Annotated in this window: 12 protein-coding genes; 6 read left to right on the top strand and 6 right to left on the bottom strand. The window is 40.1% G+C overall.

Annotated features, from left to right (window positions below; genetic code table 11):
• The first annotated feature begins 8 nt into the window (after positions 1-8).
• Together ACEXOE_RS19475 and ACEXOE_RS19470 are read left to right on the top strand one after the other, a co-directional pair.
• The gene (locus ACEXOE_RS19475) at positions 9-1562 is read left to right on the top strand and encodes an NAD(P)/FAD-dependent oxidoreductase (protein WP_394750529.1); all 1554 of its coding nucleotides are present in this window, start codon (positions 9-11) and stop codon (positions 1560-1562) included.
• A 78-nt stretch (positions 1563-1640) separates the two neighbouring features.
• Positions 1641-2063: a DoxX family protein gene (locus ACEXOE_RS19470; RefSeq protein ID WP_394750528.1), complete on the top strand. Its 423-nt coding sequence runs from the start codon at positions 1641-1643 to the stop codon at positions 2061-2063.
• A gap of 250 nt (positions 2064-2313) precedes the next feature.
• Here the strand turns inward: ACEXOE_RS19470 and ACEXOE_RS19465 are convergent, their stop codons facing one another.
• Both ACEXOE_RS19465 and ACEXOE_RS19460 read right to left on the bottom strand, forming a co-directional pair.
• Complete coding sequence (locus tag ACEXOE_RS19465) at positions 2314-2808, bottom strand: FAD binding domain-containing protein (protein WP_394750676.1); 495 nt, start codon at positions 2806-2808, stop codon at positions 2314-2316.
• Between the two features lie 151 nt (positions 2809-2959).
• Positions 2960-5119 carry a TonB-dependent receptor gene (locus tag ACEXOE_RS19460; RefSeq protein WP_394750527.1) on the bottom strand — a complete coding sequence of 720 codons (2160 nt, stop codon included), beginning with the start codon at positions 5117-5119 and terminating at the stop codon, positions 2960-2962.
• A gap of 453 nt (positions 5120-5572) precedes the next feature.
• Between ACEXOE_RS19460 and ACEXOE_RS19455 the strand changes: the two genes are divergently transcribed.
• Both ACEXOE_RS19455 and ACEXOE_RS19450 read left to right on the top strand, forming a co-directional pair.
• Positions 5573-6880, top strand: coding sequence for a hypothetical protein (locus ACEXOE_RS19455; RefSeq protein ID WP_394750526.1), 1308 nt, complete (start codon positions 5573-5575; stop codon positions 6878-6880).
• A gap of 194 nt (positions 6881-7074) precedes the next feature.
• Entirely contained in the window at positions 7075-7494 is a 420-nt protein-coding gene (locus ACEXOE_RS19450) for a DUF2141 domain-containing protein (RefSeq protein ID WP_394750525.1), read from the top strand.
• 50 nt (positions 7495-7544) lie between these two features.
• On the opposite strand, the gene ACEXOE_RS19445 is transcribed toward ACEXOE_RS19450, so the two are convergent.
• Positions 7545-7892 (bottom strand): nuclear transport factor 2 family protein, encoded by a 348-nt coding sequence (locus ACEXOE_RS19445; RefSeq protein ID WP_394750524.1) that lies wholly within the window; start codon positions 7890-7892, stop codon positions 7545-7547.
• 15 nt (positions 7893-7907) lie between these two features.
• Positions 7908-9335, bottom strand: coding sequence for an amidohydrolase family protein (locus ACEXOE_RS19440; RefSeq protein WP_394750523.1), 1428 nt, complete (start codon positions 9333-9335; stop codon positions 7908-7910).
• A 274-nt stretch (positions 9336-9609) separates the two neighbouring features.
• Between ACEXOE_RS19440 and ACEXOE_RS19435 the strand changes: the two genes are divergently transcribed.
• Positions 9610-10548: a LysR substrate-binding domain-containing protein gene (locus ACEXOE_RS19435; RefSeq protein WP_394750522.1), complete on the top strand. Its 939-nt coding sequence runs from the start codon at positions 9610-9612 to the stop codon at positions 10546-10548.
• Positions 10549-10621: 73 nt separating this feature from the next.
• Here ACEXOE_RS19435 and ACEXOE_RS19430 read toward each other — a convergent pair whose 3' ends face one another.
• Positions 10622-10819, bottom strand: coding sequence for a hypothetical protein (locus ACEXOE_RS19430; protein ID WP_394750521.1), 198 nt, complete (start codon positions 10817-10819; stop codon positions 10622-10624).
• An 88-nt stretch (positions 10820-10907) separates the two neighbouring features.
• Here ACEXOE_RS19430 and ACEXOE_RS19425 point away from each other — a divergent pair, with 88 nt between their 5' ends.
• Entirely contained in the window at positions 10908-12242 is a 1335-nt protein-coding gene (locus tag ACEXOE_RS19425; RefSeq protein WP_394750520.1) for a D-alanyl-D-alanine carboxypeptidase, read from the top strand.
• 107 nt (positions 12243-12349) lie between these two features.
• Here ACEXOE_RS19425 and ACEXOE_RS19420 read toward each other — a convergent pair whose 3' ends face one another.
• The gene (locus tag ACEXOE_RS19420; protein WP_394750519.1) at positions 12350-13807 is read right to left on the bottom strand and encodes a lactonase family protein; all 1458 of its coding nucleotides are present in this window, start codon (positions 13805-13807) and stop codon (positions 12350-12352) included.
• Positions 13808-14056: the final 249 nt, after the last annotated feature.

The following is a 14056-nucleotide window of genomic DNA, read 5'->3' as shown; positions in this document are numbered from 1 at the left end:
TTGCCCTCATGATCCGAAACATTCAACTTCGCGTTCCGCTGAAGGAAGTATCCCTAGAAGGTATTCTTTTGAAAAAAGCTGCGCAATACTTAGGGGAATCAGAACAAAATTTAGTCATCAAAGTACTGCGAAAGTCTATTGATGCCCGGAAACCTACCATATATTTTAATTATAAAGTCACTGTTTACATCGGAGAACAATCTCGGGAAGAAGACCAGTATTCCTTTACTTACAAAGACGTATCTAAGGCCAAACCCATACATATCATAGGTTTTGGACCTGCGGGGATGTGGGCAGCCTTACGTTGTTTGGAGTTGGGGTTTAAGCCCATTGTTCTTGAACGCGGTAAAAATGTACAAGACAGACGCCGGGATTTAAAAGCAATCAATAGGGATCATATCGTGGGAGAAGATTCCAACTATTGCTTTGGCGAAGGTGGAGCAGGAACGTATTCCGATGGAAAACTATACACCCGAAGTCTTAAAAGGGGGGACGTCCGACGTGTTTTTGAAAGTTTGGTCCATCACGGCGCAACGCCTCAAATCCTTATTGATGCACATCCACATATTGGCACAAACAAACTGCCAAAAATTGTACAAAATATAAGGGAAACCATCTTAAAATACGGTGGAGAAGTACATTTTGAATCCCGTGTAACAGACCTCCTGATAAAAGATAATGTCGTAAAGGCCATTCAACTGCTGGATGGAAGAGAATTACCTACGGAACGTATTATTCTAGCCACCGGACATTCCGCTCGGGATATCTTCTATCTCTTACACAAAAAGAATATTGGGCTACAGGCAAAATCCTTTGCCATGGGCGTGCGTGTGGAACATCCCCAACATATTATTGACGGTATACAATATCACTGCAATGGAGCACGCAACGAACATCTACCGGCAGCTTCCTATAGTTTGGTGCAACAGGTCAAGGAAAGAGGAGTTTATTCCTTCTGTATGTGCCCTGGAGGTTTCATTGTTCCTGCTGCAACGGCCAATGGTGAAGTCGTAGTAAATGGCATGTCCCCCTCTAAACGAAATAGTGTTTATGCCAATTCCGGTATTGTTGTGGAAATTAATGTGGATCGTGATATTCGGAAATACGAACATTTTGGCGTTTTAAAGGGTTTGGAATATCAGAAAGACTTGGAACGTTTGGCTTTTACCGCAGGCGGGCGTTGCCAGACAGCTCCTGCACAGAGATTGACCGATTTTGTTGAGGGTAACTTTTCCACAGTTCTCAATCCCACATCCTATCAGCCCGGCCTTAAGTCTGCCCCCTTACATTCCCTCTTACCAAAGATTATCGGAAGTAGACTGCGAGCAGGCTTTGCTGCATTTGGACAAAAAATGAAGGGATATTATACCGAAGAAGCCAATATTGTAGGCGTAGAATCCCGTACTTCCTCTCCCATCAACATCCCTAGAAAAGAAAATTTGGAACATCCGCAAATTCAAGGCCTTTTCCCTTGTGGAGAAGGCGGTGGTTATGCCGGAGGTATCATTTCTGCGGCTATGGATGGAGAGCGTTGTGCCGAAGCGGCTGCTCAAGGCCTGTAGGGCGCCATACAGTTAAAATTTGTGTATATCACTAATAATGAGTATTTTATAAGATATACAATCTTAATTTCATCCGTTATGGCAACAATAAAATCTTTGAACAAATGGGCAAATGCCCATACGTATTATCCTTTGGATATTGTACGTATTGGGTTGGGAGTTTTTCTTCTCATTAAGGGTATAAACTTTATGCAGAGTAGCGAAATATTAATGGAACTTATAAAACCTTTCCAAAGCCTAGCCGGAGGTATGATTCTTATTCATTACCTAGTGCCAGCGCATTTCATTGGAGGAATCTTAATTATTTTTGGGTTATTGACGCGTTATGCCATACTGGCTCAGATTCCCATTCTAATTGGAGCGGTATTGATTAATTTTATTGGAGCAATGAATACCACAAATTTAATTTTATCTGCCTCCGTACTCTTGCTTTCTATTTTTTTCCTATTCTATGGTTCTGGAAAACACTCCATGGATTATTATTTAAAAATGGAAAAATAAGTTCTTAGGATATGCATACCTCCATCACCAATGCAATAAGGTATTTTGTACCAATATGAATCGCTGGATTACATTACGGAAAGTTCGTTTCTATTTTACAAAAAACCCTTGATGTTATCATCAAGGGTTTAATGGTTTGTGCATAGTTTTGGGACCTCTTATGCTTCCAGTCCTTTTTTTACAAAAACTTTTGCCAAATGGGAACGGTACTCCTGATCGGCAAAATGATCGCTCATTACATCCACATTATCTACGGCAAGCGAAGCAACATCACTACTTCCCGTATATGCCTCTTCCACCGCCGTGGCCCTATAGGGGTATCTGCAACTCCGGTAACACCCACTTTAACCGCGTTTCCTTCCTTGACCACAGCAACACCAACAACGGCAAAGCGGGAAGCCGATTGAAAAAACTTTTGATAGTTGCCCTGTGTTCCTTTGGAAAAACGCACTTCGGTGATTATTTCAGCTTCTCCCAAGGCTGTTGTAAAAATGCCCAAGAAAAAGTCGGTAGCTGCAATGGTTCTGCTTCCATTTTTCCCGGTGGCTACAATCTTAGCATCACAGGCCAAAACTGTTGCCGGATAATCGGATGAAGGATCTGCATGGGCCAAACTGCCTCCTATAGTCCCGCGGTTTCTCACTTGGATATCTCCAATACACTTTGCCGTCTGGACCAGAATATTGACATGTTCGGCAAGCAGATCGGAATGGACAATGGAGCTATGCGTACAATTTGCGCCTATAACAATTTCATTAAGTACAATTCCAAAGTTACGTATTTATAGAAAGTGCAATGGTTATTCTTTTTTCCAGATAAAAATCAAAATTTACATCCCACAAAGGTATACGATGTGGAATGGTGAAAAAGAATGCATTCCCCTATATAAAAATTCATTATAAATTATCCAGTTGATTGCTTTTCTTGTCCGTGCTGATGGTCCAAAAGAATCCCACAAAGAAGAAACTATCAGCGGGCGGGCGTATCGCTTGCCGGTCAAATACCCCATTGGCATTAGGTGAGTTGCTATAATTGTAGCCACTGATATTATTAAAACCCAGTACGTTATTTACCGAAAAGTACAGGATTTTTTGAGGAGAGACCAAATACGCCCAATTGAGGCTTATATTGTTAAAAGAACGCGTTTTTTCTGCCAAAAAAGCAGTAGTATTTGGGTTGTCATAAGGCCTGCCCGAGGCAAAATTATAAGATAAGCCCACTTGAGACCGCAAGCTATTGATCCAATACTTAGTCACTATGGAAAAATTGTGTTTTGCTGCAAAATTAGGTGTGGCACGTTCTCTAAAATTTCTAAAGTCGCGCTCCGTATCCAAATACGAATACGAAATCCAATAGTCCAAATCCTTAATTCCTTTATTATCTCGCCAAAAAAGATCAAGCCCCGAGGCATAACCATCCCCTTCATTATTGAAATCCGAATCAAATTGTGGGGTAGCCGTATCAAACTTTATGAAGTCCTCATAGTCTTTATAAAAAGCCTCGGCCCTAAAGGTTTTACCGTTGCCCAAATATTGGTAATTGAAGATGTAATGGGTAGCCCGCTCAGGGTTCAACTCTTGACTGAACCGTAAACTTTCCGATAATGGATTTTGATAAAAATTGCCATAGGCCAAAGAAAACTGCCCTTTTTCGCTGCTTTTGTAGGCCAGGGATGCCCTAGGCGAAACCCTAAATGCTTGAAGGATACTGGAGTACTCAGCTCTTGCTCCAAGTTTCACAGCCAATTGATTACTAAAAAAGACATCTGTTTCTGTAAAAAAAGCACTCAAACCATCTGTATATTGACTATTCTGAGGCTCTATATTTGGCGCTTGAAAACGATCTTCATAATCCAAATTAAAATACTCTCCTCCAAAAAAAGTTTGCACTTTATTACTAAATCTCTTAGCTACTTTTGCTTTTACATGCGATGCCGTTTCCTTAATAGTAACGTTATTGTTGTCTATTCCAATAGCATTAGTGTCATAGGAAATGCTAGCTCCAGTAGTGAGGGTCCAGTCCTGTTCAAAAAAGTATTTAAAAGAGCTGTTGAAATAGAGGTTGTTATTGCGCAATTGAAATTGAACGGGTTCAACAGTATTGATATCTTCTTGATCAATATCGAGATTGGTACGTGTAAAACCGGTATACATTTTTAAAATGCTCCGGTCTGCTTTACTTCTAAACACCCCTTCCCCGGAAATAGATTCAAATGGACTATTCCAACGTACGCCCTGATCTGAAGGCAACAAAGCCTCATATGGAGCAAGGTTAATGTAAGACGTATTGACACTTAAAGACTGATTGCCCCAGATTTCGGTGTGTCCCAGTCCTCCTCCTACACTCATGATCGAAATATCTGTTTTTTCCTGATCGGGAACATCGGTAGTATTCAATAGCAACACGCTGGATAACGCCTGCCCGTATTCCGCAGAGTACCCTCCGGTACTAAACGTAATCCCTTTAAAAAGAAAAGGTGAAAACCGCCCTCTTGTAGGTACATTGTTCGCCGTAGCGCTAAAAGGCTGAAAAACACGTAAACCGTCTATAAAAACCTGAGTCTCCCCGGCAGCGCCCCCTCTTACAAATAAGCGACCATCTTCATTAACCGTGGAAGTTCCCGGTAGCGTCTGTAACGCAGCTACAAAATCGCCCACTGCTCCTGCAGTGGTCACAATATCCAAAGGCTTTAAGACCGATACTTTACTGTTATCCCCAGCCTCAAATGTCCCAGCCGTTAATGTTACCCCTGAAAGTGAATTAATGGCATCTTGAAGGGTAATGGATATATGGGCAAAGAATTTCACATCCCCAGCAAGGACATAAGTCTCATAGGCTATGGCGGAAACGGTTAATGTCTGTGTCCCTTCTTCATGGGTCTGGAAAGTGAATTTCCCATTTTCATCCGTGGAAGCTCCATCATAGGTACCTTCTAAATATACATTAGCTCCTATTACTGGAGCTTTATCTTTATCCATTACGACTCCTGAAATCGTATTTTGCCCCATACAAAAGGGAGTACATAAAAAAATAAAGAAAGAGAAAAATTGTTTCATCGCTGTTCGTTTTTTGATGAAACAAATTTGAAGCATCCCCTATGCAATACATAAATAAACCGACCGAACTGTTGTTTTTAAATGACAAGCTGCAGCCTTTACAAGAATTCACGGAATACAAAAACCTCATGGAAAAGACCCTCCTTAAATACATGTCAAACATCACAGAAAAATCACAACAATACACGTTTTGATCACCTTTTTAGCGAAAAAATATGACGAAAATACTTACAATTTTTTTAAGCTTTTTTTAACGTGTTAAAAAAAACCGCACAAAAGTCTGCCTACCAGAGATTTAAATAAAAAGATCAATAAAACCCCACTTTTTATCGGTTAGTTTCATCCTTTATCCTTGTCTGACCTACTGTAGTTTCATGATAGCAGGCCAGCCTATTGAAAACATAAGATGAAAAGCATTAAAACATTAAAATTCAAAAAAAAATGAAAAATAAAATGAAAAAGTTAAGCATGATGTACGCGTCGGCACTGCTGATCGGTGCGGCATTGGTAAGTTGTGAGAACGACTTTGAAATCAACGATGCCAATGTAGACATCAATAACCCAGTAATCAACATAGATAACGATGGTAACGGTGTTCCCGATAATGATGAGCCTGCCGGGGAAATGACTCCCGAGCAAGAAGCCACATTGATTACTTCTTTAGGAGCCAGTGAAGCAGGAAGAACGCTTGAGGATTTCAATGGATCCAATAGAGGTTTTGATGCAGAATTGAACGTTTTCTTACCTAGTGCCATTGCAGTGGCCGATTTAAGGGACAATCGTCAGGCCAACACTACACTTCCCATATATGAAGGAATAGGGCCTAACGGGCAGCCTACATATTTTATCATTACAGAGTCTTCTACTCCTGAAACTGCTGAAATTTACGGAGCTATTCTTTCTCCTAAATTGCGCTATGGAGCACTTCCCGGTGCCGCTGATGCTGCCATGCGTGTTACGGTGAACGCTAATGGTAGAATTGTTCTTCCTGGTGATGTGGATTTCTCTCCTGTACGAAGCATTACACCAGGTGAAGCGCCTAATTTCTTCCCTCCAGCAGCTGTACAGCCAGGTGCCGTAGGTGATAATCAGTATTCTTCCCTAGTAGTACTTCCTTCTGGAACAGTAATCAATCTTCAGGTAATTGCAAATGCAACGGGTACGCATGACAGAATCCGTGAAATCAACATCGACCAAAGATGGGTAAACTTTGAGTTGTTGGATGGATGGCAAGGTGGTGACAACTACTACTACCACTTGGTAACAGATTCATCCGATCCAGGACCAGCTACCATTGAATTGGGCGTATACGCACCAAGAATGGCCAATCTTCCTGTTTTTGGACAGTCTGAATTGGACGGTGAAACTGTACTTTTAGGATTCTCTCCCAACACCAATGGTATTACCTTGACCGAAGGAGGTTCTGAAGTAAATAGACAAGGACTTGGTTCTTCTGTAGTAGATCCAGGCTTCCCTGATCCTATCAATATTTTCCCTTTTGATCCTGACAACAGTGATCCCAACAATAACTATTCTCCAATGTGGGATGCCCACTTGAACCAATGGACCGATGCTGCCATCGATGCAGGATTGAGAAGACCGATTACAAGCTTCGAAGATCTTTCTGCTTTGATCGATGCTGGTTCCATTGAAAGCTTCTTCGGAAGCCCTGGAATTGAGAACGATTTTGTTTTTGGACTTAGAGCTACAAATGCAGTGATTAACTGCCCAGTTATCTGCCAGCCTTTTGAAGGCCAATAAGATACTATACCTTATACCGATCAACTGTCCCTATGCCCCGTGCATGAGGACAGTTGTTTTATTACGCTTTTCCCAGTGAAATCCTTAGATTGACATTTCGGTAGGGAATTTCTACAGTTCAGCCTTTTCCATTTTCAAAATTGTTGTCGATACTGCAATTTTACAGCATCATTAACACTTAAAACAAACTACAAATGAAAACATTAGGACTTTTTTTAAGCATACTTTTTACAGGATTCATGGCAACTGCACAAGATACTACAGGAAACGACATCAAAGTTGTTATAGATAATGTCTTAAGTGACGAGGGCAAAGTGATTGTTTCTCTTCATAATGACACTACCTTCATGAAAGGTGCCGGGATTCAAAATTTAGAAAGTACCATTAAAGATGGAAAAGTAACCTTCACTTTTAAAAATGTTCCTCCAGGAACTTACGCCATTATGGCCATGCACGACGTGAATGAAAATAACAGAATGGATTTTGAAGCCAATGGAATGCCCAAAGAAAGTTATGGAATGTCCGGAAATGCAATGAGTATGGGACCTCCAACTTTTGAAGATGCCAAATTTACCCTAGCGGATAAGGAAATGGAGTTTATCATCAAATTTTAATTACGAACAATCATAAAAGACAGGGCAATTATTGGCAATAATTGTCCTTTTTATTTTCTTAAAATCGTCATTCTGACAATCTTTTCTTCCGTAACTTCATATATCATTACAATTTCAAAAGCCTCTGTCATTCCTTGACGCCCTGTAATACGCTCATGATCCATTACGGTATTCCCAAATACAATTCTTTTTAATACCGTAGAATGAAGCTCTGGGGAATCTCGAAACAATTTATCGTAAAATGCTCGGAAATCGTCCCATCCAATAATTAAGGGTTTTGTCCCATGAAAGGCATACAATTCAATATCTTTACTAAAAGAAGACATATAGGCTTCAATATCTCTCCTATTGTAACTCTCTAAATTTTCTTGAACAACAGTTTCTACAGTCTTCATCATATACTATGCTTAATTTTAGTTAAGTCCTACCTGTCCTTTGACCGAATCAAATAGTTTTTGAGAATCAAAACCTTGGCCATCCTTAAATACAAGTTCCATATTTCTTATATGTTTTATATTCTCTTTCAGATTTCCCTTGATCAAAATAAGGTCTGCCTTTTTACCTGCTTCCACCGTCCCCACTTCTTTTTCCCTACCTAAAAACAAGGCACCGTTATACGTACTGATTTTAATAGCTTCCTCAACAGTGAATCCCGCTTCCACGAAAATTTCTATGGTGCGTTGGTTGGCATATCCTGCTACCGTTCTACCCGCTCCTGTAGGATCGGTTCCCGCCACCAGCAAACCTCCCTTTTCATAAAACCGCTTCAGCCACTGCAAATTCTTATTGAACAAACGCTTAGCGGCAGCATCCCTATTTTGACTTGCCTTATACCCTTTTTGCACGCGTTCCAGTATTTGTGGAGCGAGAGCATCGGCTCCACCGCCAGGGATAAGTTCATGATCCGTATATGGTTCAAAAACAACAGGAGTAGCCGTAATGGCCGTTTTATTCTTGATTAAAGTAGCCATGAGTTCATTTATGTGGTCACCATGGAGTTCTTCCTTGGCCAGACCTGTCCTAGCAGCAAAGGGATCACAAATATTTTCTTGCTTGTCCATAGCAAAATCACTCGAAGCCATAAACCCATGTTCCAAATTATCAATACCAATATTTGAAGCTTCTTCATAGGTCAGTGAGCAGAGGTGCCCGGTAACCTTCAGTCCTCTTTTATGGGCTTCGGCTACGCAAATCTCTAAATCTTCTTTGGTGATATTATTGTATACCTTAAACGATGTGACGCCTTTATCTGCCCAATAATTCACAATTTTAGCAACTTCATCCGTATTCCCTAGAAATCCCAATTCTGGGACTCTCGGTCCTTCCCGTTCAATAAAGGGGCCAGTAACATCCATCTTGGGGCCGGTCATTTTTCCTTCATTGATCCACTTTTTCACATTGAGGTCGGTCTGGGGCTGTATACTTCCTCCCGTTCTCATGGTAGTGACACCACCCGCCAGATATAGTCTAGGAAAGGTAAAAGTCATTTGTCCTACACTGAACCAATTTTCAAAAGGTTTTGTATAAAATAAATGTTCGTGCAACATGACCAAGCCCGGAATAACAGTTTTTCCGGTACCGTCTATGCGCTGTGCGCTTTCCGGGACTTTAATTTTTGATGTTTCCCCTATAGCAATGATGCGACCGTTTTCCAATACAATGGTCTGATTGGTTTTTAAGGGTGCTCCAGTTCCATCAATAAGATGCACATTGGTAATTGCAATTTGTTCGGAATCCACACGAACAAAACGCTTTACTTGCGGCGATAACTCCTGTCCCTTGGTTCCTAAGAATCCTCCCAGGATAAAAAGTATTAATAGTATCACATTTAGTTGTTTCATAGCCTATCATTTATTGTCTAAAGATACGGTTATCCCTTAGGAATTGTTTTTTTTAGTATTGAATTTGGCATATTGTGTTCGCGTTTCTCCCAAAAGACAAGAATGTCCAAAAATCTACTTAGCGAAACTTAAAGATATCTTGTTGACACACAGTTTCTTTGATGTTTTTAGGGTTTGGCCTCAAAATTTCTTCGCACTTCTTGGCACGAAAATCAGTTATTTCTATAAGTTTTATTGATAGTTTTTTTATTTTTATAGTTCAAAATTATACCTAATGACAATTACACAACTACAATATGTCCTTGCTGTGGCAGAATATCGGAATTTTACCCTAGCTGCCCAAAAAAGTCACGTTACACAACCCACACTAAGTATGCAAGTACAGAAATTGGAAGAAGAACTATCTATACAGATTTTTGACCGGGGGCAAAAGCCTATCAATATCACGGAAGTGGGAAAAAAGATTGTCGCCCAAGCCAAAAACATCGTCAACGAAGCAGAGCGCATTAAGGATATTGTAGATCAGGATAAAGGGTATATTGGAGGAGAATATACTTTAGGAATTATTCCTACGGTAATGCCTACCCTCCTGCCGATGTTTCTAAAGACCTTCATTAAGAAATATCCCAAGGTAAATCTTATTATCCGAGAACAAAGCACTGAAAATTTAATCCGGAATATTCAAGATGGGCATTTGGATGCTGCCATTGCGGCAACACCTTTAGAAATTGAATTCATTAAAGAACGGCCATTGTACTATGAGCCCTTTGTTGGATATGTTCCCAAAAATCACAGACTAAGTGATAAGGAAAAATTAAGTCCCGGTGACTTGGATATTGATGATATTCTTTTATTGAAAGATGGGCATTGTTTTAGAGATGGTATTATCAACTTGTGCAATGTTCCCAAAAATTATGCGACCGATCATTTTAGACTGCAGAGTGGAAGTTTTGAAACTCTGGTAAACCTATCCAATGAAGGGATGGGCATGACCTTATTGCCCTATCTAAATACGTTGGAGCTGGATACACAAAAAAAGCATAATCTCCGTCATTTTCACTCTCCATCCCCAGCAAGGGAGGTAAGTTTGATTTACCATAAAAGTGAATTAAAAATTCAGATTACAGAAGCGCTAAAGAATGTTATCTCTGGTATTGTCCGTGGAGCAATAGCTTTTCAGGATGTAAATATTATCAGTCCAATTGGCAAATAAAAACACTTCCAAGGGATACGATCAATTTGTAAGATAGAGCGCATAAAAAAGCCACTTTAAAAGTGGCTTTTTTTTATTCTTTTAGGTAGAGAAGACATTGGTTCAATTCCGGTTTGTCCGTTAAGAACTGCTTTAACCAATATTTTAATTCTTCTACTTCATTTGGCAATAATCTGGAAACTGCTTTTTCCACTTCTTTACAAAATAACTTCGTATCGAAGCTCACTTTTTGGAGAACCGTTTTATAGTACTCCAACATTAATCTAGCCATATTTTAAAATATTTTAATTAGATTGTTCTTCCTAAAGTTAACTAAAAAAAATAATCTAACGTATTTTAAGTACGTTAAAATAATAATAATGTCATTCATAAAGGTCCCTTTTCTTTGTTCAAAAAAAGGTTTAGAGCCACTTAGAGCTTCTATAAAGTTTAGTATTTATTTACTTATCTTAAGTCTTTTAAGTTCCTGTATATCAACCAAAAAAAACATTTCAAAACACCAAAGACCTTCCCTTGAGCTTTCTAAAAAGTTTGATACGCATTTTAGTGGACTATTAATTGTTGACCCCATTACCAAGGATACCTTATTTTCAAAAAATGCTCAAAAATATTTTACCCCAGCAAGTACCACTAAAATTTTCACCCTATATACAGCCTTAAAACTACTTCCCAATAATGTCCCTTCACTGACGTATCGTTACGAGGGTGATACCATTTTTGTAGCAGGAACGGGAGACCCTTCAGCATTACATCCGTATTTCCAAGATAGTACGGCCCTAAATTTCTTAAAAAAGCAAACCGTCCCCATTGCCATGGACTTCAACAATTATCCGGAACCCGCTTTTGGACCTGGATGGGCTTGGGAAGATTATGATACTTATTTTTCTCCTGAAAGAAGCAGTTTTCCGTTGTACGGCAATACGGTTCAAATTTCAAAAGCTAAGAGCCTACAGGTAATACCGGCATTGCTCAGAAAACAGGTCAGTACTAAAAAGTCGTCCAAAAACAGGGAATTACGGAAAAATCGTTTCTATGTAGATACGCTTTTAACAGATACAATTGCCATTCCTTTCATTACCTCTGTTGATTTAACACAGTCCTTGTTGGAGAGCCTATTGGCAAAAAAAGTATCCCCCGTACAGATGATGCCCAGCGGTAAGCGGAAAACCTTGTTTGGGATTCCGACCGATTCCCTGTACCGGCGTATGATGTACGAAAGCGACAATTTTATTGCAGAACAGCTTCTGATTCTGGCTTCATCCCGATTATCCGATACCTTGAGCAGCACTTCCCCAAGAAAACATATGCTACAGCATTATTTATCCGATATGAAGCAAGTTCCCCGATGGGTAGATGGATCTGGTCTTTCCAGATATAATTTGTTTTCTCCTGAATCTATGGTTCAAGTCTTACATAAACTCTATACCGAGCTTCCGCAAAAAAAATTATTGACCTTGTTTCCTGCGGGAGGAGTGTCTGGTACGCTAAAGGATTCTTTTTCTGGAGGAGGCACTCCTTATATCTATGCAAAATCGGGAAGTTTAGGAAATAACTATGCCTTATGCGGTTACCTCATCACAAATTCCAACCGTTTGTTATTGTTTAGCTTTATGAACAACCATTTTAGGCGCGCTAGCAAGGATATCCGTCTAGACATGGAACATTTCTTAAAACAAGTCCGGGATGCCTACTAATATCCAAAGTATTTGTTTTTGGTCTTCGAAAAAAAAGTCGGAACCCTATTGCTAAGGTCCCGACAATTAAAAAGAAGAATAATGGTACTAAAAACAAACAACTATTGTTATATGGCAACAATCCCTTGCGTATTGGTATCTGGAAGATTACCAGATTCCCTACCCACAAATTCTAGGGATTGTCCATTTATTCTGTATATTCCGATGGTTCCATCCAATCCAAATAATTGATATAGGAATTGTCCATCATCCGAAATCCAAAGATCTATCCAACCTTCTGTATTGGCAAAAGCCTCTGGGCCATTATCTGCACCACCAGTGCCTACGCCCTGAGCCGCAGCTTGATCAATTAAAGTCACTACACCATTATTGAAGCTATAGGAAGCCAAACCAGCTTCTATGGCATTGGAAACAAAGAAGGTATTGCCATCCAAGGTAAAATCTAGCCAACAAGCGGTCCTTCCTGTGTTATTTTCCCCGGAACGAACATCCATACTAATTCTGCGTAGGCCGCCATCTGCCTGTATCTGCCATGTAGAAACCGATCCGTCCTGTAATCCAGGAAATACAGGGGGTTCCCCATTGGGCTGGAATTCACGAGCTTCGGTGACCACAACATAATTCTCACCAACAATTTGAAAACCAATTGCGGAGGGTAAATTCCTTCCTTCTTCATTTAAAACCCATGTTGAAGTATCTCCTGAAATTCTTTGCGTCAAGGTTCCATCTGCATTTACTCCAAAAACGGTAATCTCATCTTCGGTTCTAGATGCTAAACCAGCAGCTCCTCCGTTTATTGAAGATACCACCAACCATCTACCGTCTGGAGAGAATTGAACGGCTGAAGGTCTATTCAGTAGATCTCTGGTAGAACCACTAATTGGGCTCAAAGTTCCGTCTTCCAACAACCAAAATCCGGTTACGGTTCCCTGATGGGCGGGTTCTCCCCCATCCAAAAATTCTGCGCGGGTAATATTGGAAACATACACCATTCCTTTTACGCCATCAGAAGGATTTGCCAAATAGGCAATACTGTTAGGTCCAATAGCTCCTGTTGGCTGAGGGGAACCAGCAGCTTCCAGCGAAAAATCATCCAGAATATTAAAGGACGTTATGGTATTGCTTCCTGCATTTACGGCCAATAAATTTCTATTATCATCCGTTTTGGTCAGTGCATATGCCGAAATTAAGGGGTCTAGACCTTCCCCTCCATCAAAGTCTCCACCATTTCCACCCGTTTGGAAGGGTCCGATAGGGGTTAAAGTACCATCTTCATTTCTGCCATAGGCTACGATTACATTAGGTCCTTGAACAACAGTTCCTGCTATTTGTCCGTCTCCGTTGGTCATGGCATAGACTGCTCCAGCAAAAGTGGTTCCATCACCAGGTGTTTCTCCGGACGGATCTTCACCGGCATTGGGATCGTCCGTACCATTCGGATCACCAACATTTACGGTCGGATCATTGATCTCTATATTTGCGTCGTTAATAATGAAGTCATTTTCACAGGACGTAAATACAAAAACTCCCATCAATACAAATAAGGGTAATTTTAGATTTTTCATTTTCTAGTTTTTAGGTGTTATTTTAATTTGTTGTCTGGATCAACAATGCACTGTCCTATTGCATAAAATTATATAGGATTTTCTCAAAAGTGATGCAACTCCGTTCACTTGTGTGCAGACAAATTTCATGCATTGACCGACCTTGTTTATTTAATCGAAGGTATTTTTATTGCTTACAGCCTAAAAAGTTGGGTGTTATTGTTTTAAAGTAGGGAGTTAAAAACAAAGAACTATATAAAAATCTAATAC

This window comes from Spongiimicrobium salis (assembly GCF_043678055.1).
Lineage (GTDB): Bacteria > Bacteroidota > Bacteroidia > Flavobacteriales > Flavobacteriaceae > Spongiimicrobium > Spongiimicrobium salis.
Note: the sequence above shows the minus strand (reverse complement) of the source record. Positions and strands in the feature narration are given on the sequence as shown.